Here is a 23,972-nt window from a genome sequence, read left to right on the forward strand (position 1 = left end):
GGCGGCAGGCTTTCTACCATCGCAACGAAATTGACTATACTTCACCCGCACGCGCGCACAACTCCGGCGTCATGGCGCCAGCGGTGCAGGTGCCGGTTGTGCAGGCAGTCCACCGCCCCCGATGTCACCCGGCGAGTTGTCGTCGACCACCGCGAGGACCTGCTGGATGCGCTGCATGTCCCGGGTCCACGGCGACCCCGTCGCGATGCGTTGCTCGAACGGATACCCGTAGTCCCGACGGAACTGGTCGGCGAATCGTCCCGACGGACCCTTCTCCGTGACGATCGCGAAGCACGCGCAGGCTGCGGAGTCTGCGACGTAGGCGCCGTAGTTCTGCAGCGTCCACGCGATCTGGCGGCCCGGCACGGTCTGCAGGCCGAGGCTGTCGATGTCGACGTCGAGGGGGATGGCGAGCAGTGCCCCCAGCTTCATGGCCGACGGTGCCGACCCCTGACGACCGTACGTCTCCTCGGCGTCGCTGTCCGAGGTGGACGCGGGCCATCGGAAGCAGTCGCCGCTCGGACACCGCACCAGTTGGCGTGCGGTGTCGATGTTGACGCGCAGCGCGTGCCGCGGCCCGGTCGCGGCGGTGGACGGCCGGAGCTCACCGAGACGCAACGCGCCCACCAGCCCGCTCAGGCCCGACCCACCGAGCCCCCGGGAGATGCCGTCGCCGCGGAGATCGACCGGGTCGGAGACCGCGAGACTCGTCGCCACCGACCCGGGTGCGCATCGGGCCAGGGGCGCACTCTGCAGCACCGTCCGGCCGTCCGGGAGCAGCCAGCTGGCGTTCTCGTTGTTGGTCGACTGCGGGATGACGTAGTCGGTGGGCATGGGCACGCGGAAGAAGGTGCGCCCGGTGGGGACACATCGGTCACGACCGGTCCAGCCGGCGTCGCTGTAGCGCAGATCGGTCAGCGGGGCGTCCGGGGTCTCGATGATGGAGGTCTCGTCGTTCTGCGGCATCGGTGCGAAACGGTCGCCGCCCGGTCGCGCCGGCATCTGCGCGTCGACGTAGTCCGCATCGGCACCGATCGCTGTGTTCCAGATGCTCGTCGGCGCGAAGGGTCGTCGGAGCGGGTCGCGGTCGGGTCGGGTCGACGGACCCGTCGCGAACAGGAAGGTCTGCACCCGGCGACCACCGGAGTCCGACACCACCGGCGCCGTCCGCTGGGACGCGTCGACCATCCGCCCCGCGATGGCCGCGCGACCGGTGGCCGATCCGCTCACCGACACCGCGAGCACCCGACCGGCGCCGGGCACCGGGGGGAGCGCGCCGTTCGACCGTGCGATGAGCGGGGTGGCGGCGCTGACGCCGGACCAGCGTGCGGCATCGGCGCGCACGGTCGTCCCGTCGGTGACCTCCACCTCGATCGGCGTGGCACTGCCGTCGGCGATCCCGTAGATGACCTGGCTGTTCCATCCCCGCGCGCCCGTCACGGCGACCGGCCGCGCACCGGCCGCCCACGCCTGTACCCCGCCCCGGGCGAACACTCGTCCGCGGCCGTTCCAGGAGACCGCGACCACGACGAGATCCCCGGCCGTGGTCGATGCCGGGACGGCGACGGTCGTCGACGCCGTCGGCACGTCACCGACCACCCGCGGTTCTCGCTCGGACGAGCAGGCCGCGAGGCCTGCTGTCGCGAGGACGGCGCACACCAGCACCGCCACCATCCGTCGCCGCACGTCATCTCCCCCTGGTCGGCGTCCTCCCCGGCCGCGGATGCTACCGATCGGACCTGAGAGAACACCCCTGTCGACGTCGGCCCCGACGCGACGCCGGGCACGCCGTGAGCGGGCACCACGCGGCGTCGACGTATCCGTGAAGGCGGCAATCCGGGCTCAGACCCGTTCTGCCCGTGGTGGTCACACGCTCACAACGACCTTGCGGACCCGCGGCGGGTGGGGTTCACTGTGCTCCGCAAGGTGCCATCGTTCGCTGAGGCTCCTTCAACGGAAACACGCCAGCGACCCCAAACGTCCAGAGACGCCCCGGGTCAGGACAGGTCTTCCCGGCTTAAGGGTTGACCCCGATTGGCTCCTCGACAGCTGTCGAGGTCCACGCCGTGAAGTGCCAAAGGTCTTACGAGGGGGCGAACTCCTTCCGCTCCGGCACGTGGTGAGTCACCGACACTCCACGGAGGTTCCGTCATGTCCACACTCGACACCGCTCTGCGCCTGCTGTGCGGGCTCGGCCTGGGAACCCTCATCGGGTTCGAACGGCAGTACCGGGCCCGGATGGCCGGGCTGCGGACCAACGCCCTGGTCGCGACCGGCGCGACCGGAGTTCGTGGTCCTCTCCGCCCACGGGTTCTCCGGCGGCACCGCGGATCCGACGCGGGTCGCCGCCCAGATCGTCAGCGGCATCGGCTTTCTCGGCGCGGGGGTCATCCTCCGCGACGGTCTGGGTGTCCGCGGGTTGAACACCGCGGCAACTCTGTGGTGCTCGGCGGCCGTCGGCGCCCTCGCCGGTGCGGGCCTGTACGCGGTGGCCGCGATGGGCACCGTCGCGGTGGTCGCGGTGAACGTCGTCCTCCGCCGGCTCGGCCGTGCGGTGGACCGCCACCCGGAGTCCGGCGACGAGACACCGTCGGCCTACACGATCACCGTCACCGCCGACCCCGACGGGGCGCGACCGGTGCGCTCGCTGCTGGTCGACGGCGTCTCCGGCGGCGACACCCGGATCCGCGCCGTCGACGTCTCGGAGTGCGACGGTGCGGCCCGCATCGTGGTCGAGGTCACCACCGAGCACCGCGACGACGGCCGGATCGACGCCGCCGTCACCCGACTGGGTGTGGAGCCGGCCGTGCGCTCCGTCCGCTGGGACCGCGACACGCGCGTGCTGCAGGAGAGCGACCGGTGAGCGGCGTCTCGAATGCGACAGGGCTTCCCATGTTGGTGTGACAGTTGGTAACGTCTACTTGTGTGACCGACCGAACACCTGTGGACTGGCGCCCTCGGACCGTGCAGAACGGTGACGTGCGGCTCGCCGTCGTCGAGGCGGGCGTGCCCGACGCCCCGACCGTGGTCCTCGTCCACGGCTGGCCCGACACCCACCACCTCTGGGACCACGTGGCGCCCCTGCTGGCGCAGCGGTTCCACGTCGTCGCCTACGACACCCGGGGGTACGGCGAGAGCGACGCCCCTGCCGGTGACGCGCCGTACGCACTGCCCGAGCTGGCGTCGGACCTCTTCGCCGTCATCGATGCCGTCACCGACCGGCCCGCGCACGTCGTCGCACACGACTGGGGATCGGTGCAGACCTGGGAGGCCGTGACCACGCCCGGTGCGACCGAGCGCATCGCGTCGTTCGTGTCGATCTCCGGACCCAACCTCGACCACCTCGGCTCCTGGGCGCGGGAGAAGCTGTCGCGGCCCACCCCGACGAACGTCGGCCAGGCACTGTCCCAGGTGGCCTCGTCGGCGTACACCGTCATGTTCCAGCTGCCCGTCGTGCCGAAGATGTTCTTCGGTGCCCTCGGGTGGGCCCCGGTGTGGCGGCGGTTCCTGTCGGCGGTGGAGGGGACCCCGCCGTCGGCGATCACCGTCTCCCCGACGCTGCACCGCGACATGATCTCGGGACTGCGGTACTACCGCGCCAACATCCGCCCGCGACTGTTCCACCCCACCCCCGGGTCGACCGATGTCCCCGTCCTCGAGCTGGTGAACACCCGCGACATCGCCCTGCGCGCACCCATCTTCGACAACACCGCCCGGTACGCGTCCCGACTGTGGCGGCGCGATCTCCCCAACGGCCACTGGCTGCCCTACGCACGGCCGGAGCTCATCGCCGACCGCGCGACCGAGTTCATCGAGGCCATCGAGTCCGGATCCGCACCGGCGAGCCTGGACCGGCTCGCGGTCAGCGGGCCCCGGGGTCCGCTCGCCGGTCGACTCGCGGTGATCACCGGCGCCGGAAGCGGCATCGGCCGGGAGACCGCGATCCTCTTCGCCCGTTCCGGCGCCGAGGTCGTCTGCAGCGACATCGATCTCGACGGTGTCCGCACCACCGTCGAGGCGGTGGAGACGGCCGGCGGCACTGCGCACGCGTACCCACTCGACGTCTCCGACGACGCCGCGTTCGCGAGCTTCGCCGAGGAGGTCGCGAAGAACCACGGCGTACCCGACATCGTCGTCAACAACGCCGGCATCGGGCTGGCCGGCTCCCTGCTCGACGCGACCGACGCCCAGATCCGGCGTCTGGTCGACATCAACCTGATCGGCGTCACCACCGGCAGCCGCCTGTTCGGGCGGCAGATGGTCGACCGCGGGGAGGGCGGGCACATCGTCAACCTCGCGTCGGCGGCCGCGTTCACCCCGCAGCGGGGACTCGGCGCCTACGCCGCCACCAAAGCCGGTGTGCTGCTGCTCAGCGAGTCCCTCCGCGCCGAGCTGGCGGGCGCACGGATCGGGGTGTCCGCGATCTGCCCGGGCATCGTCGACACCAAGATCGTCTCGACCACCGAGTTCGCCGGATCGACCGGTGCGGAACAGAAGCGACGTCAAGACCGGATGGATGCCGCCTACCGTCGTCGCGGGTACACCCCCGACCGGGTGGCCCGCCGGATCCTGGCCGCGGTCCTGACGAACCGCGCCGTCGTCCCCGTGACCCCGGAGGCCGCGGTCGGATACCGCATCTACCGATTCGTCCCGGCGCTCTCGCGCCGCATGGCCCGCACCCAACTGGTCTGAGGAGTTCACCGATGTCCGTGTCAAAGACCACCTCCACACCGATCGATCCCGCAGCCGTCGCCGATCCCGGCCCCGTGCACCTGCACGCCCGGAACGTGGCCTTCGATCTGGAACACACACCGCTGCACTGGATCCCCGATCACCCGATCGCGTCGAACGTCATCAGCGTGCTGAACCTGCTGCTACCCGAAGGTGAACGGTGGTTCGTCACCACCTACAACGAGGCACTGCCGCTCGTCGCCGACGAGGAACTCGCCGCCACCATGCGCGGCTTCATCGGCCAGGAGGCGATGCACGCCGAGGCGCACGACAAGGCGCTGTGGGAGTTCCTCGACCGCGAGGGTGTCGACCCGCGCCCCTTCGAGCGTCAGATGCGCTGGCTGTTCCGCAAGGCGTTGGCCCCCAAGGAGAACTGGGAGGACGACGCCCGCCGCAAGGACCTCGTCGAGCGCCTGTGGCTCATCGCCGCGATCGAGCACTACACCGCCATCCTCGGCGACTTCGCGCTGAACAACACCTGGCGAGAGCACGGGGCCGACCCGGCGATGACCGACCTGTTCACCTGGCACGGCGCCGAGGAGGTCGAGCACCGCAGCGTCGCCCACGACGTCGCGACCTATTTCGGGGACGGCTACATCCGCCGCGCCCGGGCGATGGCCGTCGCGCTCTTCGGCCTGCTCATGCTGCTGCACCGCGGCAGCCGCTTCATCGCCAAGAGCGACCCGTACCGCAAGTACTCCTACCTCGCGATGTGGACCGAGTACCGCCGCGGCGCGAAGGCGGGTGTACTGCCGAGTCTGCGGTCCATCATCCTCGCGACGTTCTCGTACTTCCGGCCGTCGTTCCGCCCGGAGGAGATCGGTTCGACCGCACAGGCGGTCGCCTACCTCGCGTCGTCACCGGCGACACGCGCGACCACTCGATGACGAGCTCCGAGACGTCACGGTCCGAGCGCGGCCGCGCCGACCTGGAGACGCTCGACATCGAGACGCCCCCGCCGCACCTGTACGGCCGGTTCCGTCACGACCCCGTCATGCGGATGGTCGGTGCGGCGTTCTCGCACCTGTACCCACGGGTGGTGCGGCGTCTGCACGTCTCCGACGACCACGCGGTCAACACCGGTGTGACACAGGTCCGTCTCGTCGACCGGACCGTCGTGGCCGAGGACGAGAACGTCGTCGCCCTGCGGTTCGAGGCGGCCGACGGTGAGCAGCTGCCGCCCTGGTACGCCGGAGCCCACCTCGATCTGATGCTGCCGTCGGGCCGGATGCGCGAGTACTCACTGTGCGGCGACCCGACCGACCGCACCTACTACCGCATCGCGGTGCGACGCATCCCCGACGGCGGCGGTGGGTCGAAGGAGGTCCACGACGACCTGCATGTCGGCGACCTGCTCTCGGTCAAGGGGCCGCGCAACGCCTTCCCGCTCGCACTACCCGGACTCGGCTCACGCGCCGAACACCTCCGGTTCGTCGCAGGCGGCATCGGGATCACCCCGATCCTGCCGATGATCCAGCTCGCCGACCGTCTCGACCTCGACTGGTCGATGGTCTACACCGGTCGCAGCCGCGACTCGCTGCCGTTCGTCGACGAGGTGCTCGCGCACGGTGACCGTGTGACGGTCCGGACCGACGACGACGGTGGGATCCCCACGGCCGACGAACTGCTCGGTCCCGACGTGTCGCCCCGGACCGCGGTCTACAGCTGCGGCCCGATACCGATGCTCGACGCCCTCGTGGATCGCCTGCGCGACGTCCGCGACGTCGAACTGCACCACGAACGGTTCTCGCCACCACCCGTCGTCGACGGTCACCCCTTCACGGTGACCCTCGCCTCCACGGGGACGACCGTCCCGGTGGGCGCCGACGAGACCACCCTCGCCGCGCTCCGCCGGGAACGGCCGTCCGTCCCGTACTCGTGCCGTCAGGGATTCTGCGGGACGTGTCGCACCCGCGTGCTCGACGGCGCCGTCGATCACCGGGACACGTTGCTCACCGCCGCGGAACGGGAGGCGGGCTGGATGCTGTCCTGCGTGTCCCGCGCGGACGGGGACTCGCTGACCGTCGACATCTGATCGGTGGTCGCGGTCCCCCGCAGGCCCAGGTAGGCAGCCGGTCCCGCGATCGCGGCGACCGCGACCGCCACCCAGACCGAGTGGTGCAACCCGTCGACGAAGGTGTCGCGGACAGCGTCGAGGACGGGACCGGCGAACTGCGCCGGTGTCCGCTGCGCGACCTCCACACCGGCCATCACCGACGTACCCGCGATCTCGCGTGCGTCCTGCGGGAGCTGTTGCAGCACCGGCGAGTCGGCGACGCCCGCACTGTAGACCGAACTGAGCACCGACCCGAGGACAGCGACACCCAACGCCCCACCGAACTCGCGGGTCGTGTCGTTCACCGCCGCGCCGGCCCCCGCCTTGTCCTCGGGAAGGCAGTTCATCACGACGTGGGTGCACGGCCCGGAGATCAAGGCCAATCCCGCAGCCATCGCCGACATCGACCAGACGATGAGACCCCAGTACGACGAGGACGCGTCCGAGATCTCGACCAGCGCGAAACCGCCTGCCATCAAGAGGGATCCGACCGCCGCGACCGGCGCGATCCCCACGAGACGGACGAGCTGCATCGCCAAGGGTGAGATCACCGCCATGACGATCGCGAACGGGAGGGTGTGCAGACCGGCCGAGAAGGTCCCGTAGCCCTTCACCGCCTGGAAGTACTGGGTCACCAGGAAGATGAAGCCGAACAGGCAGAAGAAGGCCAGCGCGATGAGCCCGGACGCCGCGGCGAAACGCCGGTCGGTGAAGACCCGGACATCGAGGACAGGATGCGCCGACCGGAGTTGTCGCCGTACGAACACGACGAGAAGTACTGCGGCGACGACGAATCCGCCCAGGGTGCGCAGGTCGGTCCACCCGTACCGCGGCCCCTCGATGACAGCCCAGATGAGCAGCCCCATGGCACCCACGCTGGTCGCCAGACCGAACACGTCGGCACGCCCGGTCGCGGCCGGTCGGGGCGCGGGGACGAGTGCGACGATCGCGACGGCGACCACCGCCGCCACGGGCAGGTTGATCCAGAAGACCGATGCCCACGAGCTGTGTTCGATCAGCCAGCCGCCCAGGACCGGCCCGATCGCGACGGCGACCCCGGCCGTCGCGGCCCAGATCCCGAACGCGGCCGCCCGTTCGCGGGCATCGGTGAACACCGAGGAGAGCAGGGCTAGCGTCGCCGGGAAGACCAGCGCGGCGAACACACCGAGCCCGACGCGCGCCGCGATGAGCGTCGCCGTGGACTCGGCGAGCGCAGCCGGGATCGACATCGCCGCGAACCCCGCGACCCCCACCAGCAGCATCCGCCGGCGGCCGAAGCGATCGCCCAGGTGCCCGCCGGTGATGAGCAGACCGGCGAACGCCAGGGTGTAGGCGTCGACCACCCACTGCAGGTCGGACATCGTGGCGGACAGGTCGCGGCTGATGCTCGGGAGCGCCACGTTGACGATGGTGTTGTCGATCATCACCAGCAGCGTGGCGAGACACAGGCTCGCCAGGGCCGCCCAGCGTCGGGAGGTGGTCATCGGGTCTCCTCGGTTCGGTCGAACGTCGCGGCGGTGGAACGTCATGCCAGAGTTGTAGGACGTTGTTCTAATTCAGAAGAACATTGTTCTAGTACGCTGTCAACCGTGGCAGTGAGACGGACGCCCGCGGCCGACGTGCGGGATGCGCTCATCGCGGCGGGACACCATGTGCTCGCCACACAGGGCGTGAAGGCACTCACGGTGCGGACCGTGGCGACAGAGGCGGGGGTCGCCCCGATGGGCGTCTACAACCACCTCGACGGCAAGGACGGTCTGCTCAGCGCGCTCGTCGCCGACGGCTTCGAACGCCTCCGCGCGGCCACGGTCGCCTCGCCGGACTCCGATCCCGTGATCCGCCTGCGGACGGCGGGTCGCAACTACCGCACGTTCGCGCTCGCGAACCCCACCCTCTACCGCCTGATGTTCTCCGGCGAGTGCGACCCCGGCGACGCCGGCGACGCGGCGTTGGGCGCGCTCACCGAGTTGATCCGGTACGGCCAGGCCGCGGGGATCGTCCGCGACGACGACCCGATGGAGCTGACGATGGTGGTCTGGTCCGCGGTCCACGGAGCGGTGAGCCTCGAGATCGACGGTTCGTCTCCCCCGTCGGTGTCCGTCGGCGGGGAGCAGGTGTTCGAGGCCGTGCTGGACATGATCGAACGGGGTTGCGCGGCGGTGTGATCCGCGCGGCGATCGGCTCTGCTCAGGGCAGGACGATCGGCGGCAGGCCGGGGATCGGGTTGGGGATCGTGCGTCGCCGCGGAGGTGCCGGCCTCGGGGCCGGACGGCCCGGCCGCGCGGGTGCGACGTAGTCCGACGTCACCGGTGGAGGCGCGATGTACGGCACCACCGGTACCCGGGCCGCCCGGGTGTCGATCGGCGGACGGATCGACTGCGACGCGGCGGGTGGCTGTGCCGGCGTCGGCTGACCCGAGGCCGCCGACGCGGCGGGGGTGGACGGGGACGCAGGCGCCGTGGTGAAGCCGACCGCGGCGGGCGCCGACGCGGAACCGGTGATCATCCACGGCACGGCCAGGATGACCCCACCGAGAACCACCGCACCCCCGACCGCGACGGCACCGAGGGCGAGACGACGGCGCGCCCCGGGTCCGGTGGCCCGTCCCGACACGCCCCCCGGTGGCGCGTAGCTCCGCGGCCCGGTCATCGGGAACTCAGACAGGGTCGGATCGGTCCGGACGACGTCCTGATCGCCGGTCGCGACGACACGGGCCTCCGCCTCCCGGACGGCCGTCGGTCGATCGATGACAGGCGCCCCGGGCGTCGGGATCGCAGACCGCCGGCCGTCCGCCGGCACCAGCGGTGATCCGGTGAAAAAGCCTGCACCGCCCTGTTCTACCGCATCAGCCGTGGGCTGTCTCGGTCGGACGACCGAGATGGGCTGTGTGACGTCGGTCGCCGGGTCGGGCGGGGCGACCGCCGGTGTCGTCTCGACGTCCGCGGCCTCGGTCGTGGTGTCGTCCGTGGGCGCGTCGGCGGCCGCCGCAGGGTCCCCGGGCGCGTCCGGTTCATCGGTCGCCGGCTCGTCCGCCTCGTCGGCTGCGGGCTCGTCGACCTGATCTGCCTCGGTCGGCTCGTCCGCCTCGTCCGGAGCGGGCTCGACCGCCTCGTCCGCGGTCGGGTCCTCGGACCCGTCCGCACCGGCCGTGTGCCGGCCACGGTCGTCGACATCGACATCTGCACAGGTGGCGGCGTCGAGCGCGACGACGGCCAACGGCAGCCGGTCGGACAGTTCCGCGACCAGGCCGGGCCACAGCTCGTGGTCGGGCATGACGACGACCGCGTCGACGGGGAGCGTGGCCTCGCGCACCGTCGTCGTGATGACGGTCGCCGCGTCGGTCAGTTCGGACTCCAGCGCGGTGATGCAGTCCACGCGGGACATGCGGAACATGGCGACGTTGTCGGTACCCATGGCGAAGGCGCCGTCGGCGACGGCCAGCCGACCGCGGATCTCGGGCATCAGACCGATCAGCTCGGCTGCCCATTGCGTCGACTCCGGGCGGGTGACCCGCCCGATGCGGACCAGGTGATCGGCGAGTGTGAGGTCGATCATGTGTGGGCACAGACGACCGTTGCCGTGCTCGACGAGGCTGGTGCCGGTCGCCGCGTCGACGACGGATGCACGCAACCCCGTGTCGCCGAACTCGACGAGCACGAAGCCCGCGCACTGCTCGACCCCGGCGGCGCCGAGCGCGCGTCGGATGTCTCGCTGCAACGATTCCTCGAGCATGACCGCGCCGGAACGCGGCTGCTTCACCCCGCTGGACATGACCCCCCTGGAAGCGGTACGGACCATCCCCCCGGCTCGCACCCGCCGCCAAGGTAACACGGCGGTCACGGCGGATCATCCGCTCGCGGCGACCGCCACCTCCCGCCGGGCCACCGCGGTGAAATCGCGCCCGAAGTCGACCGTCCGCATCTGCGCCACGTACTGACTGGCGAACCCGGGATACATCGTGGCGTTGAACCCGTCCTCGGTCAGATACCAACTCTGGCACCCCGAGTTCCACGTCGTGCGCTGCAGTCGACGTTGGATCGTCTCGTTGTAGCGGTCCTGGGCGCCCTGCTCGACGTCGAGGACAGCGAGGTCCCGGTCGACGACGGTGCGGACCGCGGTGACGATGGCCTCGATCTGCGCCTCCATGTAGACCAGCGCGGAACTGTGGCCGGGACCCGAGTTCGGCCCGAACGTGATGTAGAGGTTCGGGTACCCCGACACCGCGAAGCTCTTGTAGGCGTACGCACCCCGGCTCCACTCGTCGGACAGCACACGGCCGTCACGACCGGTGATCGGGACCGGCGAGCCCTGCTTGGAGACCTCGAACCCCGTCGCGAACACGAGGCAGTCGAAGCGGTGCTCGATCCCCTCGACCGTCCGGACGCCACGCTCCACGATCTTCGCGATCGGCCACGTGATCAGCGTGCAGTTCGACGCCTGCAGGGCCGGGTAGTACCTGCTCGTCATCAGCAGCCGCTTGCACCCCGCGCGGAAGTCGGGTGTGAGCTGGCGGCGCATCCACGGGTCACGCACCTGCAGACGCATGTTCAGCTTCGACACCGCCTCGACGAGGCGGGTCGCCGGGGACTTCCAGACCACACCGAGGGCCACCGACTCGTGTCCGGCGAACCAGGCGGCCCGTGCGAGCGACTGGAGGGCGGGCACCCTGCGGTAGAGCTCTTTCGTGGTCTCACCGACCTCGGGGTTGAACCGCGGCAGCACCCATCCCGGTGTCCGTTGGAACACCGCGACCGACGCGGCCTTCTCGACGAGCTCGGGCACGATCTGCACCGCGCTCGCGCCGGTGCCGATCACACCGACCTTCTTCCCGGTGAAGTCGTAGTCGTGATCCCATGCGGCGCTGTGCATCCGCTTGCCGGTGTACTCGTCGATCCCCGGGATGTCCGGGTATCCCGGCGTCGACAGGGGTCCCGAGGCGACGACGGCGGTCCGTGCCAGCACGGGCTCGGCGCCGCCCACCGAGATCCGCCACAGGCCCGCGGGCTCGTCGAACGTGAGGTCGGTGACGGTGGCGCCGTAGCGGATCACGCTGTCCAGATCGTGGTCGTCGACCATCCTCTGGATGTAGGAGAGGATCTCTGCACTGCCCGAGTAGGTCCGGCTCCACCCCGGGTTGGGGGCGAAGGAGTACGAGTACAACCGCGACGGGATGTCGCACGCCGCACCGGGATAGGTGTTGTCGCGCCAGGTCCCGCCGGGCCGGTCGGAGCGTTCGAGCACGACGAGGTCGTCGATGCCCTCCTGCTGCAGGCGGATCGCGGTGCCGATACCGGCGAAGCCGGCGCCGACGATCGCCGCCTGATAGATGTGGCCGGTCATGCGATCGGCTCGTAGGTGAGTTCCTTCGACCACGTGGGCTGTGGCCGAAGGAGTCGACGCGGATACTTGTCGGTGATCTTCACCATCGCGTCGGCGAACAGGTGGTACGGGTGTCCGCGGTCGATGACCCAGCCTGCGTGCACCTTCAGCACCTGGTAGGTCATGACCTTCTTGGCGGCGCCACGCTCACCGTTGTTCTTGAAACGCTTCATCGCGTCGTACAGTCGTTCTTCCTTGAGGCCCATCGCCACGATGTTGTCGCGCATCTTGTTCAGCAACGGGATGTACATGAGCGCGCCGACGAGCACGGCAGGACTGACGACGGCGCCGACCGATTCGATGAGGAGCTTTCGGGCCCGCGCCTGACCGATCATGTCGAGTGCGAAGAAGTCGACAGCGAGGTGGCGCGACTCGTCGTTGTTGATCTTCTTGAAGGCGGCGTGACAGATCGGGTCGTCGACCTCCTCGAGCAGGAACTTGAGCAGGGCGCCGTCGAGCGCGACCTCGAGCATCGGGATGACGGTGCCCAGCACCGACAACGACACCGAGTCCGAGTAGCGGTCGAGCCACTCGATGGCCAGTCGGATGTTGATGTTGGGCTCGGGGACCTCGTCGTCGTCGAGCATCCCCCACCGGCGCATCAACGCGAGTTCGGCGTTGGCGTGCTTCTGCTCCTCCGCGTGGAAATAGCGGTAGATCTCAGCGAGAGTCGGGTCCGGCGCCTTCTTCGCGAGCGCGGCGAATCCACGAGCGCCGACGTTCTCGATCCACACGAGGTCGGCCATGAACGCCTTGAGCTTCGGCTTCATCTCCTCGGTGATCAGTTCCGCACCCGGTGCGTCCCAATCGATGTCGGCAAGGGCCCATTGGCGGTCCTTGATGGTCTGCAGCATGTCCTCGAGAACGATGGGCATGGTCACACTCCAGTTCTGGTCGGTGCGGGGGTCGATGGTCCGGACAGTCGATCGAGGGCCGGCAGGGCGCGGTTGAGCACCCCGAGGCCTGCGGTGTAGGTGCGCGGGAGATGACGTTTCGCCGCCCAGATCAGTCGGGCGTCGGGCTGCGGGACGACGTAGAGCCGACCGCGGTCGTGGGCGTCGAGGGTGGTGCGGGCCACCTTGTCCGCCGACATGCCCGTCCACCGCATGACGCTCTGCGCGAGCTGCGATGCGCCACCGGCGATCCGGCCGTCCACGGCGACGTTGGTCTTGACGAAGGTGGGGCACAACACGGTGACGGCGAGATCGGATCCACCGGACTCGGCGGCGATGGTCTCCGACAGAGCGAGCACCCCCGCCTTGCCGACGTTGTAGGCCGCCATCGACGGCGCTGCGGAGAACGCCGCGGTGGAGGCGACGTTGATCAGACCCGCTCGGCCCGAACGCCGCAACTGGGCCAGGAACCGTTCGGAGCCGTAGACCATGCCCCAGAGGTTGATGCCGAGGGCCCACTGCCAGTCCTCGAGTCCGATCTCGCCGACCGGGCGGCCACCGATGCCGACGCCGGCGTTGTTGATCATCAGTGACGTCGGGGCTCCGAAGTGGTCCTCTGCGAGATCGGCGAGCGCGTCGATGTCCTCGGTCCGCGAGACGTCACAGAAGACGGCATGGCCGGATCCCTGTCCGCCCTTCTCGATCAGTGCGACGGTCTCCTTCGCACGGTCGGCGTCGATGTCGGCGCAGATCACCGTGCCGCCGCGTCGGGCGAGCTCGACGGCGAACGCGCGGCCGATGCCGCTGCCGGCGCCGGTGACGACGGCGCGTGCGGCCTGGGTTCGTCGGTCAGTTGGCGAGCCGAACATCGGCGACGTCCTCTCTGGGTTCGGCGAGAACCCGGGTGATGAACTGCGCGGCCTCCGCCAGCGCGCGGTCGGCCTCGGGGACGAGGCGCGGGAACGCCTGGAACACGTGCATCTGTCCCGGCCACACCGACAGCCGACAGGGGCCACCTGCCCGTCGGATCATCTCGGCGGCGTGTTCAGCGTCGGCACAGAGCATCTCGGCTCCGCCGGCCTGGATCAGCGTCGGCGGCAGCGGGTGCGCGGGATCGACCCTCAGCACGAGGCGGGGGTCGTCGCGGACGTCGCGGATGTAGTGGTCGACGAGGGCCCGAGCCGCCGCAGCGGAGATCATCGGGTCACGCCGGATGCGTTCGCGCTGCTCCGCGAGACCCAGCGTCAGGTCGATCAACGGCGACATCATCACCACCGCCGACGGCTGCGGTCGACCCGATCGGGCGTTGTCCGACAGCAGTTCCAGGATGAGATGGCCGCCCGCGGAATCGCCGGCCAGGACGATGTCGGCAGGTGTGTAGCCGAGGGACATCAGCCACCGGTAGGCCGCGGCGACGTCGTCGGAGGCGGCGGGATGGCGGTGCTCGGGGGCCAACCGGTAGTCGACGGTGAACGCCGGCAGTCCCGTCTCACGGGACAGGCGCGCGACCATCGACCTGTGGGTCGCGGGCGAACAGATGGAGAACGCGCTGCCGTGCACGTAGAGGATGACCGGCCGCGCACCCGACGTCGCCGCCGCCCGGACCCATTCGCCCCGCACGCGGGAACCGTCGGGGCCGGTGGCGTCGACGCGGTCGATGTGCGTCCCGGCGGGAAGGCCCCCGCCGATGCGCATCGCCGTGGCGACGACACCGCGGGCGAGGAGCACGCCCGGGCGGTTGGCCGGGATGACCTGGGCGAGGGGACGCAGCCACAAGGCTGTCGACGCGGCGAGCCACCGCGATCGTTGAGATGGGCTCACCGGGACACACCATCATTCACAGTGCCATTTGTCAATGGCACAATCAGGGATGGAGCACGGCCTGTTGTCGGTATCGTTCTCCTCTGCCATGACCGAGTACCGGATCGACGACCTCGCCCGCGCGGCCGGGACCACCACCCGCAACGTGCGCGGATACCAGGACCGTGGGCTGCTGCCCCGGCCGGTCAAGCGTGGGCGCATCGCGATCTACACCGATCTCCACCTCGCGCGGTTGACCATGATCAACAACCTCCTCAAGCGGGGGTTCACCGCGCGCCACATCGCCGACTTCATCCGGGGGATGCAGCGCGGTGACGATCTCGCGCAGGTGCTGGGCGTCGACGAGATCCTCGCCGAACCGTGGTCCACCGCGACGTCGGAGAAGGTCACCGCCGACGAGCTGCGCACCATCGTCGGGACCGCCGACGACGAGGCGCTGGCCGGCCTCGAGCGCATCAACCTGGTGAAGAAGGTCGGCCGTGGGTCGGACTACGTCATCCTCGACCGCGACACCGTGCACGGCATCGGGCGTCTGGTGGACCTCGGCCTGTCGTTGACGTCGATCATCGAGGTGTTCGGCAAGCTCGAGGACCAGGTCGACGGGGCGGCCGGCACGCTGATCTCCGCGGCTCGCGACGAGTTCGTCTCCCGCCGCGGCGAGGGCTGGGTCCCGCAGGGCGACGAGGAATCGGAGTGGGCCGCGGTTCTCATGACCGAGATGCGTGCCACGGCGACGAAGGCCGCGCACAACGCGCTCAACCGCGCCCTCGATCGCGCGCTGCGCATGGAGTTGAAGGACTACCTCACGCAGACGCCGGACGACGCCGCGAGCTGAGCAGGGTCGTCAGACGACCCGCGGGGTGCCGCCGAGGCCGTGGTACTCCCAGCCGGCGTGGATCCACACCGCCGGGTCGAGACAGCGTCGTCCGTCGACGATGACCTTCTTGCGCACGACCGGCTCGAGATCCGCGGGCTTGAGTTCGACGAACTCCTTCCACTCCGTGAGTACGAGCACCGCGTCGGCCAGTTCGCATGCCTGCGACACCGAGTCGGAGTAACCGAGGGTCGGGAACAGCTTGTGCGAGTTGTCCATCGCCTTGGGGTCGTAGACGCTGACACCGGCACCCTGGAGCTGCAACTGGCCGGCGACGTTCAGGGCCGGCGAGTCGCGGACGTCGTCACTCTCCGGTTTGAACGCGCATCCCAGGACGGCCACGTTCGACCCGAGAAGGCTTCCGCCGCAGGCTTTCGTCGCCAACTCGACCATGCGGGCGCGTCGTCGCATGTTGATGGAGTCGACCTCGCGGAGGAAGGTCAATGCCGGTGCCGCGCCGAGTTCGCCGGCTCGCGCCATGAACGCCCGGATGTCCTTGGGGAGGCAGCCGCCGCCGAAACCCAGTCCGGCGTTGAGGAACTTGCGTCCGATGCGTTGGTCGTACCCGATCGCGTCGGCGAGGACCGACACGTCGGCGCCTGCCGCCTCGCACACCTCGCTGATCGCGTTGATGAACGAGATCTTCGTCGCGAGAAAGGCGTTGGCCGAGGCCTTGACCATCTCTGCGGTCGCGAGATCGGTGGTGAGGAACGGCGTCTCCTCCGCGAGGATCGTCGCGTAGATCTCCTCCACCTGCGCGGTGACCGCGGCGGTGTCGCCCTCGGGGTCGAGTCCGAGGACGATGCGGTCGGGATGGAGCGTGTCCTTGACCGCGAACCCCTCGCGCAGGAACTCCGGGTTCCAGGCCACCTCGATGTCGGCGTCGGTGCCCGAGGCGGCGATCCGCTTCTTGATCTCCACCGACGTACCCACGGGCACAGTCGATTTACCGATCAGCAGGTGTGAACCCTGCAGGCGGGACACGAGTTCGTCGACCACGGCGAAGACGTAGCGGAGATCGGCCGCGTACTCACCGCGTTTCTGCGGGGTCCCGACACCGAGGAAGTGCACGGACGCGAACGCCGCGGCCTCGTCGTAGTCGGAGGTGAAGTGCAGACGCCCCGAGTCGAGGTTGCGCTGCAGCACCTCGGGCAGGCCGGGCTCGTAGAACGGGACGCGCCCGTCGGACAGCATCGCGATCTTGTCGGCGTCGACGTCGACACCGAGCACCTCGTGACCCAGCTCTGCCATGCACGCGGCGTGGGTGGCCCCCAGGTATCCGCAGCCGAAGACCGTCACCTTCATGAGCCGTACCGTACGCGATGAAAGCGGTTGAGGGTCAACCAGAGAGCCTCACGTCAGCCGGTCGGATGAACGCCCGTCGAGCATCACGTTACGAGCACGTGACACGGTCCTGCCGATCCTGGATCAGTCGCGAACGAAGTTCAGGTACGCCTTCGACGGCGTGGGCCCGCGCTGCCCCTGGTACTTCGAACCGACGCCCGCACTGCCGTAGGGGTTCTCGGCGGGACTCGAGAGGCGGATGAGGCAGAGCTGACCGATCTTCATGCCGGGCCACAGCGTGATCGGGAGATTCGCCACGTTGGACAGCTCGAGGGTGATGTGACCGGTGAACCCGGGGTCGATGAACCCCGCCGTCGAATGCGTCAGCAGGCCGAGGCGACCGAGCGACGACTTGCCCTCGAGGCGGCCGGCGAGGTCGTCGGGGAGCGAACACACCTCGAGGGTGGATCCGAGGACGAACTCACCCGGGTGCAGCACGAACGGCTCCCCCGACGGCGGCTCGACCAACGTCGTCAGCTCGTCCTGCTGCTGCGCCGGGTCGATGTGGGTGTAGCGGGTGTTGTTGAAGACCCGGAACAGGCTGTCGAGCCGGACGTCGATGCTCGACGGCTGGACCAGCGCGGCGTCGAACGGCTCGACGGCGAGGCGACCGCTGCCGAGTTCGGCGCGGATGTCGCGGTCGGAGAGAAGCATGGACTGCACGCTAGTCGAGCGCTCCGGTTCCAGGGTTCCCGCTCCACCTGCGGGGCCGACGCTCCACCTCCAGGCTTTCCGCTCCAGTCACAGGGGCGACGCTCCACCTCCAGGGTTCCCGCTCCAGCCACAGGGGCGACGCTCCACCTCCAGGGTTCCCGCTCCACTTGTCGAAGAACGCTCCGTCTGCAGGCGGAGCGTCCTTCAACAAGTGGAGCGACTGTCCGACGGTCGCCCTGCACGTGGAGCGATGGCGCCAGAAGCGGAGCGTCTCCCGCAGGCGTGGGCGCGCCCGTCAGCGATCGGCGAGCCACTCCGTGATCCGGTCGAGCGGCCAGGTGGTCACGATGCGGTCGGCGTCGATGCCCAGGCGTTCTGCGCGTTCGCACCCGAGGTGCTTGAAGTCGAGTTGACCGGGGGCGTGCGCGTCGGAGTCGATCGCGAAGAGGCACCCCAGGTCACGGGCCAGTTCGATGAGCTCGTCGGGCGGGTCGACGCGTTCGGGGCGGGAGTTGATCTCGACCGCGGTGTTCGACTCGACGCACGCCGTGAACACCGCCTCCGCGTCGAACTTCGACTGCGGGCGCTGACCGCGGCCACCCGTCACCCGGCGGCCGGTGCAGTGCCCGAGTACCCGTACCCGCGGATCGCGGACCGCGGCGATCATCCGGCGGGTCATCGGGCCGGCGTCCATCTTCAGCTCGGAGTGCACCGACGCCGTGACGACCTGGAGGCGGTCGAGCATCTCGTCGGTCTGGTCGAGCGCCCCGTCGGAGAGGATGTCGACCTCGATCCCGGTGAGCACGGTCAGTTCGCCGTCGAGATCGGCGTTCAGAGCGTCGATCACGTCGAGCTGTCGAGTCAGCCGTTCGACCGACAGACCGTTCGCCACACGCAGTCTCGGCGAATGGTCGGTCATCGCGAGCCACTCCTGACCGAGCTGGATCGCCGCCGCCGCCATCTCGTCGATGGGAGCCCCGCCGTCGCTCCAGTCGGAGTGCGCGTGCAGGTCGCCGACGACCGCCGCATACAGATCGTCGCCACCATCGGTCAGCGCACCCGCCGACTCCGCGAGCGACGCCAGGTACGACGGGACCTCCCCCGCCACCGCCTGCTCGATCACCGCGGCCGTCGTCTTCCCGATACCCGACACCGACGAGATGGTGCGACGCCGTACCCGGTCGGCCACCTCGTCCTCACCGAGCTGCTCGACGGCGCCAGCCGCCCTTCGGAACGCCTCGACCCGATAGCTGCTCTCCCGGTTGCGTTCCAGCAGGAAGGCAATACGACGCAGTGCGTCGCGCGGCGACATCGGTGCCTGCGGGGTTGGTGCTGCACGCATGCGACCAGTGTGGACGACGACGTCGGTCGTACGGTCCTGACCGGCGGTTTGCTAGTCTTGCGACGCGCTCGAGGGCGCACGCCGATGTAGTTCAATGGCAGAACATCAGCTTCCCAAGCTGAATACGCGGGTTCGATTCCCGTCATCGGCTCCACGCCTACCAGGGCAAATGCCTCCTTCCGAAGTATCGCGGCGCATTCGGGGCCGCACAGGGGCCGCACGATTCGGCCGCCTGTAGGCGTGTTGCCGCGCCTAACGTGCTGTCCGTGATAGAGGTTGTGTTCAGATGCGTGGCGGCCACGAGGCGGGGAAATAATGGCGCAGTACGGATACAGACTTCACAAGGCTGAGAGAATGAACGGCACGGGCAACACCCCGGTTGCTTTCGACGACCCAACGTGGGGCCACTTCCCAAGTCATCTGCTGCGATCCTTTGAGCGCCAGCTAGGAATTAAGCATCACGAGAACCCGCGCGACGCATTTGATGATGCAGGAAATCCACTTCCACTCGACCCCAATAGTCGAATAGTTCGTCTTGACTGGGTGCGCGCACAAGGAATGGCGCTATTCTTCGGCCTTTCTTCCGGTAAGAACGACGGATTTCGCGACGCAATGAGCGCCGCGCCTGGGGCGGCGGACGTATCCATCACGCACCTCGCCCCCCGGCGACAATTCCGAGGCGTTTTTGTTTTACCGCCCAGTGAACTCGAAGGCGTGCTCGCGCTTGAAGTGATATCACGTAGCTGTCCGGTACAACCGTTGCGCCATTGGAGCAGCCGGTGGTCAGAGCAGCAGGCACAAATCGACGCCGCTGCCGGGCGTGACTCAAAGCATTGCCGCATGCGTTTTGACCAGATGACAGATAGTGCCCAAGTAAGCAGTCTTTTGAGGAGCGGCGATCCGACTGAATTGGTGCTAACTGAGCATTTCTCTCCAGGAAATGGACTGCCTGACGCCGTTGCATATCGGCTCAATGCGCCTATCTGGCGCAAAGAAGAGGCGCTTGGCATCGCGCGCGTGTGGGCCCGAGAACGAAGGACCAAGGCGGACGGGATCCAAGAGGCGCGAGCGCTCGTGGGGCCGGAGATCGACGACGTCCACTTCGACGACTGCTACATCAAGGTCAGGCACGAGGGCCAGGTCCAACATGTCGCACCGGATGCCTACGATGAGCTCTTCACTTACGACAACACCACTGAGCAGCGACAAACCGACGAGTTCTACCGCAAGGTGCACGATAAGATGGTGAGCCTAGGCTTGCAGTCTGGGATGGGGCTGAACCTGTCAGGTTGGCCCACCGGCCTTCCGGCTCTTCTCTCGACGACGTCGTGAGGTAGTGGTCTGCGTAACCGGGTGGTAGATCGAGGGAGCCAGCGATGACCGCGAGGACGAACCCGCTACCGGTTCTGCGTGGGCATGCCAAGACGCTCGTGAACGGCAAGCAGATCGACTGGATCGCACGACTAGTCATGTGGGGCCTACCTATCGCAATCGGGGCGCTCTCACTTGCCTTGGGTTGGCGTTTCGTCGCCCCATCCGCGGTTCTATCGGGTATCGCACTGCTCATGGGAGGCCTTCTAAGCACGGCGGGTGTGCTGATGAATCTCCGGCTCAAACTCACAGACAGAGATGAGGCCCACCAGGCAGCGGAGGATGCCAAGCGAAATCTGGATGAGGCAGTCCCACATGTTCTTACCGCTGCTCTGGCATCGCTTCTTAGCGCAATAACCATAATTATCGCAATGAACTACCCAATCTGCCCCGGCAGTCAAACTATAAATCGTGCATTTAGTGGCATAATTGCAGCACTGCTCACTTTCGTTGCCGTTCTCTTTGTAGCGACAATAATTCGACTGTATGCCGCCTACGTTCAGGTCAATCGAGTGCCGAATGGAGTGAACGGCTTTGTCCGACGCGGCTCACTGTAGACACAACCGAGAACTCGCCGGCACGTCTACTCGTGTCACCTCAGGAGGGATCACGTGAGTGTGAACGCGTCCGACGGGGGTGCAAGTAGGCCTCCTACCTGCTTTGTCTCCTACAGCCATGACTCCAGTGAACACAAGCAGGCGGTGCTCGACCTCGTCCAAGCGCTACGCGCTTACGGTATCGACGCACACTTCGATCAGTTTGTGATGCACAACCCGCCCGCATATTGGCCGTCTTGGATGGTCGAACAAATCGAAGAGAGCGACTTCGTACTAGTTGTAGTTACCGAAACGTATGCCCGCCGTTTTAAGCAGCGCGAAGAGGCTGGCCGCGGGAAGGGCGCGGCCTGGGAGGGCGCTGTCATAACGAGCCAGGTTTACAACTCGTTTGGCGGCCATGTGAAGTTTATCCCGGTGATTTTCAATAAGGACGATCAAAGTTTTATTCCGTTTCCGCTGAGCGAAACAAATTATCATCAGGTTACGGGTTTTTCTCAAGAGAAATTGCGGCAGCTTCTACATCAGCTGAAACGGGTACCGCTAGTCTTGCCAGTCCCAGTAGGCAGCGGGCTTTCTGACGCAGATCACCACTCCGACGCAGAGCCAAATGTAGACTCGATCTCTGCCGCAGTACAGAAGGCGCATGCTGATGAGGAGGCCGCGGTAACGGAACTGACGCTTCTTGCATCGTCGGACAACCCGCGCCTCGCTGCGCGCGCCGCGTTCAATCTCGGAATGGTTCTCTTCAACTCGGCTCAATACAACCGCGCATTGGAAGCGCTTCAGGTTGCACTGGAGTATGGCCCGAGCAGTGCTGTGTACGAGGACACCAAGCGCGAGATGGCAAATGTTCTCACCGTTCTGCAATCACATTTTGGACCCGACAGTGCCGTGGCGGCGTCGTACGAGCTTATTGGATTAATCCAAGCAGGAGACATTCGTGAGGCCTGGACAAGGATTGACCGCGACATGCGCCTCACCCTTGCGCAGGCCTGGATAAGCTCAAATGCCCAACATGCAGATCTGGTAGGGCTGGATCACGACGAGCTCGCCACATCGCTTTCAGGGCTCGACCCGCGTGGACCTCTCGCCGATGCTTTCCTAGCCACCACTTTGGGTGAGCTGCAGGCGATGTTCGTCGCAGTGGACGTGGAAGATTGGGGCGCGGCAGAGAAGATCCGTCGTCACAACCTTGAATACGAGATGGTGATCCTGATGCCGACTCGCGGCGAGGCTTTCACATGGGAGCCAGGTTCCGAAGTCGAATCCGTGGTCCTAATTATGCGCCGGAAGCTTCGAAAGTGGTTTTACGCAGGATTCAATGATCGAATCGCTAAGCCAGGGTGGCCGCCTACTTTCGACAAATTTCCGCTTGAAGGAAATACGATTCGACAGCCAAACGACCCGTTGTAATGGTGAGGGCCCCTGCCGCCTTTGCCGTAGAACCGGCCGTCAGCTGACCGCACCCAGAGCCCCCATCGCGTCAGCGTGGTCGTCCTCGAAAAAGGTGCGCGTAGACGGTCAGCGTCGTCGTCACCTTCGAGTGCCCCATGAACCTCGCGATCTCCAGCGGAGAGATGCCCGCCGCGACGCAGAGGCTCGCGTAGGTGTGCCGGAGGGAATGGAAACGTAGGTCGTCGGCCAGGGCGGTCCGTCGGTCGGTGGTGCGGTTCGCGCGCAGCACCGCGGGCCGGAAGACATTCTTGTAGAACGTCTGGTGCCGCAGCGGCTGCGACCAGTCGAGCTGCAGCCGTTCTTCCGCGTCGGCTCGGTCCAGGCCGGCCAGTGCGTCCGCCTGCCGTCGGGCCTTCGCCTGCGCGGTCTGCTCGCCCTTGCGTCGGACGCCGGTCGGTCGCTCGGCGACGAGCTGCACCGCCGGGAACAGCGGCGCGTCCGGTTCGTCGGCGCGCGGGTGCGCGGCGAGGTGCTCCCGGAGCAGCTCGACCGTCGCGGCCGGGAGGGGCACTCGGCGTCGGCTGCCGCGCGTCTTCGGTGCCGCGTAGGTCAGCGTTCCGTCGACCGCCTGCACGGTGCGCTCGACGCGCAAGACGCCCGGCTTCGGGCGCAGATTCGAGTTGATCGGACGGGCGGGTAGCTCGACGTCGCCGACCTGCAGCCCGGCCAGCTCCGCCGCGCGCAGTCCGGCCCAGGCCGCTACGTGCACGTAGACGTCGAACGGGCGCGGCGTCGCGGCGACGAGTGCGGCAACCTGCGCAGAGGTCAGGAACTGCTCCGGGTCGTCGACGACGCCCGGCGTGCCTCCGGTCGCGGCGTGCTCGCCGGGCAGCCGCACGTAGTCGGCGGCGTTCGCCGTCAGTCGTCCGTCGGCGACCGCCTGCGCCAGCACCATCCGCACCAGGAAGTAGGCGTGCCGCACGGTGCTCGGCTTCTTGCCCGCCTGCACCAGCGCGTCGACCCAGTCCGAGACGTCCTCGCGACGGATCGCGTTCAGCGGGTAGCCGCCGAGAATCGCGTCGATGCCGAGCGTGCCCACGCAGCGGTCCGCCGCCGACTCGTCTGTCATTCGATCGCGCGCTTCTTCGGGCTGAGCAGGTTGGCGTACACGGCGGGTGGTGTTCTTCTCCCGCAGTCACGACGCGACCGGGCAGGGACGGCGACAGGTGCTGGACCGCAACTGGATCGTCGTCGAGCAGAGTCCCGCGGCAGGCACCCCCATCGGGGAGGGCGATGCGGACCTGGGTGCCGTCAAGATCGGTGAACCGTCGCCCTGCTGACCGCACGGGCCGACGCCGGGTTCCCGCCCGCTCGGTGCGTTGTTGTGGTCCGCTCGGCGGGTGGTTGTGGCCCGCTCGGCGGGTTTGCGCGGTCGTCGAGGACGCAGGAGCACGACGGATGAGGCGTGATGTCGGGCATCGTCACAACGAACCGTGACCCCGGACACTCCTGCCCGCGAAGTCCCCTATAGTTCCGGCGAGCAACAGCTGACTAC

Annotated in this window: 20 protein-coding genes, 1 tRNA gene, 1 pseudogene and 1 riboswitch; of the genes and pseudogenes, 11 read left to right on the forward strand and 11 right to left on the reverse strand. The window is 68.1% G+C overall.

The annotated features are described in order from the left end of the window. Positions 1-69: 69 nt before the first annotated feature. Positions 70-1,686, reverse strand: a complete 1,617-nt coding sequence (locus ACXVUM_RS05340) for a hypothetical protein (protein ID WP_458520805.1) — start codon at positions 1,684-1,686, stop codon at positions 70-72. 238 nt (positions 1,687-1,924) lie between these two features. Next, positions 1,925-2,099, forward strand: a riboswitch (M-box (ykoK) riboswitch). A gap of 52 nt (positions 2,100-2,151) precedes the next feature. Between ACXVUM_RS05340 and ACXVUM_RS05345 the strand changes: the two are divergent. The 4 genes and pseudogenes from ACXVUM_RS05345 to ACXVUM_RS05360 all read left to right on the forward strand — a co-directional run bounded on the left by ACXVUM_RS05345 (position 2,152) and on the right by ACXVUM_RS05360 (position 6,766). Further along, positions 2,152-2,863: pseudogene (locus ACXVUM_RS05345) on the forward strand (MgtC/SapB family protein). A 62-nt stretch (positions 2,864-2,925) separates the two neighbouring features. Further along, positions 2,926-4,692, forward strand: coding sequence for an SDR family oxidoreductase (locus ACXVUM_RS05350; RefSeq protein ID WP_458520806.1), 1,767 nt, complete (start codon positions 2,926-2,928; stop codon positions 4,690-4,692). Between the two features lie 11 nt (positions 4,693-4,703). Beyond that, positions 4,704-5,618: a metal-dependent hydrolase gene (locus ACXVUM_RS05355; RefSeq protein WP_458520807.1), complete on the forward strand. Its 915-nt coding sequence runs from the start codon at positions 4,704-4,706 to the stop codon at positions 5,616-5,618. Next, the gene (locus ACXVUM_RS05360) at positions 5,615-6,766 is read left to right on the forward strand and encodes a PDR/VanB family oxidoreductase (RefSeq protein WP_458520808.1); all 1,152 of its coding nucleotides are present in this window, start codon (positions 5,615-5,617) and stop codon (positions 6,764-6,766) included. The genes ACXVUM_RS05355 and ACXVUM_RS05360 overlap by 4 nt, the downstream gene beginning before the upstream one ends. On the opposite strand, the gene ACXVUM_RS05365 is transcribed toward ACXVUM_RS05360, so the two are convergent. Continuing rightward, complete coding sequence (locus ACXVUM_RS05365) at positions 6,667-8,271, reverse strand: MFS transporter (protein ID WP_458520809.1); 1,605 nt, start codon at positions 8,269-8,271, stop codon at positions 6,667-6,669. The genes ACXVUM_RS05360 and ACXVUM_RS05365 overlap by 100 nt on opposite strands. A gap of 105 nt (positions 8,272-8,376) precedes the next feature. Here ACXVUM_RS05365 and ACXVUM_RS05370 point away from each other — a divergent pair, with 105 nt between their 5' ends. After that, positions 8,377-8,952: a TetR/AcrR family transcriptional regulator gene (locus ACXVUM_RS05370; protein ID WP_458520810.1), complete on the forward strand. Its 576-nt coding sequence runs from the start codon at positions 8,377-8,379 to the stop codon at positions 8,950-8,952. Between the two features lie 22 nt (positions 8,953-8,974). Here ACXVUM_RS05370 and ACXVUM_RS05375 read toward each other — a convergent pair whose 3' ends face one another. The 5 genes from ACXVUM_RS05375 to ACXVUM_RS05395 all read right to left on the reverse strand — a co-directional run bounded on the left by ACXVUM_RS05375 (position 8,975) and on the right by ACXVUM_RS05395 (position 14,880). Further along, positions 8,975-10,558, reverse strand: coding sequence for a hypothetical protein (locus ACXVUM_RS05375; protein WP_458520811.1), 1,584 nt, complete (start codon positions 10,556-10,558; stop codon positions 8,975-8,977). Between the two features lie 75 nt (positions 10,559-10,633). Further along, positions 10,634-12,127: a flavin-containing monooxygenase gene (locus ACXVUM_RS05380; RefSeq protein ID WP_458520812.1), complete on the reverse strand. Its 1,494-nt coding sequence runs from the start codon at positions 12,125-12,127 to the stop codon at positions 10,634-10,636. After that, positions 12,124-13,041: a ferritin-like domain-containing protein gene (locus tag ACXVUM_RS05385; protein ID WP_458520813.1), complete on the reverse strand. Its 918-nt coding sequence runs from the start codon at positions 13,039-13,041 to the stop codon at positions 12,124-12,126. The genes ACXVUM_RS05380 and ACXVUM_RS05385 overlap by 4 nt, the downstream gene beginning before the upstream one ends. Positions 13,042-13,043: 2 nt before the next feature. Then, a complete protein-coding gene (locus tag ACXVUM_RS05390; RefSeq protein WP_458520814.1) occupies positions 13,044-13,928 on the reverse strand; it encodes an SDR family NAD(P)-dependent oxidoreductase in 885 nt (294 codons plus the stop codon). After that, positions 13,909-14,880: an alpha/beta hydrolase gene (locus ACXVUM_RS05395; protein WP_458520815.1), complete on the reverse strand. Its 972-nt coding sequence runs from the start codon at positions 14,878-14,880 to the stop codon at positions 13,909-13,911. Before ACXVUM_RS05395 ends, ACXVUM_RS05390 begins: the two co-directional genes overlap by 20 nt. 34 nt (positions 14,881-14,914) lie before the next feature. Between ACXVUM_RS05395 and ACXVUM_RS05400 the strand changes: the two genes are divergently transcribed. Next, positions 14,915-15,715 (forward strand): MerR family transcriptional regulator, encoded by an 801-nt coding sequence (locus ACXVUM_RS05400; RefSeq protein ID WP_458520816.1) that lies wholly within the window; start codon positions 14,915-14,917, stop codon positions 15,713-15,715. 9 nt (positions 15,716-15,724) lie between these two features. Here ACXVUM_RS05400 and ACXVUM_RS05405 read toward each other — a convergent pair whose 3' ends face one another. From ACXVUM_RS05405 to ACXVUM_RS05415, 3 genes are all read right to left on the reverse strand, one after another. Further along, entirely contained in the window at positions 15,725-17,059 is a 1,335-nt protein-coding gene (locus tag ACXVUM_RS05405) for a UDP-glucose dehydrogenase family protein (RefSeq protein ID WP_458520817.1), read from the reverse strand. A gap of 123 nt (positions 17,060-17,182) precedes the next feature. Further along, a complete protein-coding gene (gene dcd, locus ACXVUM_RS05410; protein ID WP_458520818.1) occupies positions 17,183-17,752 on the reverse strand; it encodes a dCTP deaminase in 570 nt (189 codons plus the stop codon). 295 nt (positions 17,753-18,047) lie between these two features. Beyond that, positions 18,048-19,094, reverse strand: a complete 1,047-nt coding sequence (locus ACXVUM_RS05415) for a PHP domain-containing protein (protein WP_458520819.1) — start codon at positions 19,092-19,094, stop codon at positions 18,048-18,050. 80 nt (positions 19,095-19,174) lie between these two features. Here ACXVUM_RS05415 and ACXVUM_RS05420 point away from each other — a divergent pair. The 4 genes from ACXVUM_RS05420 (at position 19,175) to ACXVUM_RS05435 (ending at position 22,435) form a co-directional block, all read left to right on the forward strand. Then, positions 19,175-19,248, forward strand: a tRNA-Gly gene (locus ACXVUM_RS05420). Between the two features lie 200 nt (positions 19,249-19,448). Continuing rightward, positions 19,449-20,426 carry a hypothetical protein gene (locus tag ACXVUM_RS05425; protein ID WP_458520820.1) on the forward strand — a complete coding sequence of 326 codons (978 nt, stop codon included), beginning with the start codon at positions 19,449-19,451 and terminating at the stop codon, positions 20,424-20,426. 44 nt (positions 20,427-20,470) lie between these two features. Beyond that, on the forward strand, positions 20,471-21,022 hold the full coding sequence (locus tag ACXVUM_RS05430) for a hypothetical protein (RefSeq protein WP_458520821.1): 552 nt from the start codon (positions 20,471-20,473) through the stop codon (positions 21,020-21,022). 54 nt (positions 21,023-21,076) lie between these two features. Continuing rightward, positions 21,077-22,435: an SEFIR domain-containing protein gene (locus tag ACXVUM_RS05435; protein ID WP_458520822.1), complete on the forward strand. Its 1,359-nt coding sequence runs from the start codon at positions 21,077-21,079 to the stop codon at positions 22,433-22,435. 70 nt (positions 22,436-22,505) lie between these two features. On the opposite strand, the gene ACXVUM_RS05440 is transcribed toward ACXVUM_RS05435, so the two are convergent. Beyond that, positions 22,506-23,546: a tyrosine-type recombinase/integrase gene (locus ACXVUM_RS05440; RefSeq protein ID WP_458520823.1), complete on the reverse strand. Its 1,041-nt coding sequence runs from the start codon at positions 23,544-23,546 to the stop codon at positions 22,506-22,508. A 49-nt stretch (positions 23,547-23,595) separates the two neighbouring features. On the opposite strand from ACXVUM_RS05440, the gene ACXVUM_RS05445 reads away from it, so the two are divergent. After that, positions 23,596-23,757 (forward strand): calcium-binding protein, encoded by a 162-nt coding sequence (locus ACXVUM_RS05445; protein WP_458520824.1) that lies wholly within the window; start codon positions 23,596-23,598, stop codon positions 23,755-23,757. Positions 23,758-23,972: the final 215 nt, after the last annotated feature.

This window comes from Williamsia sp. SKLECPSW1 (assembly GCF_054332755.1).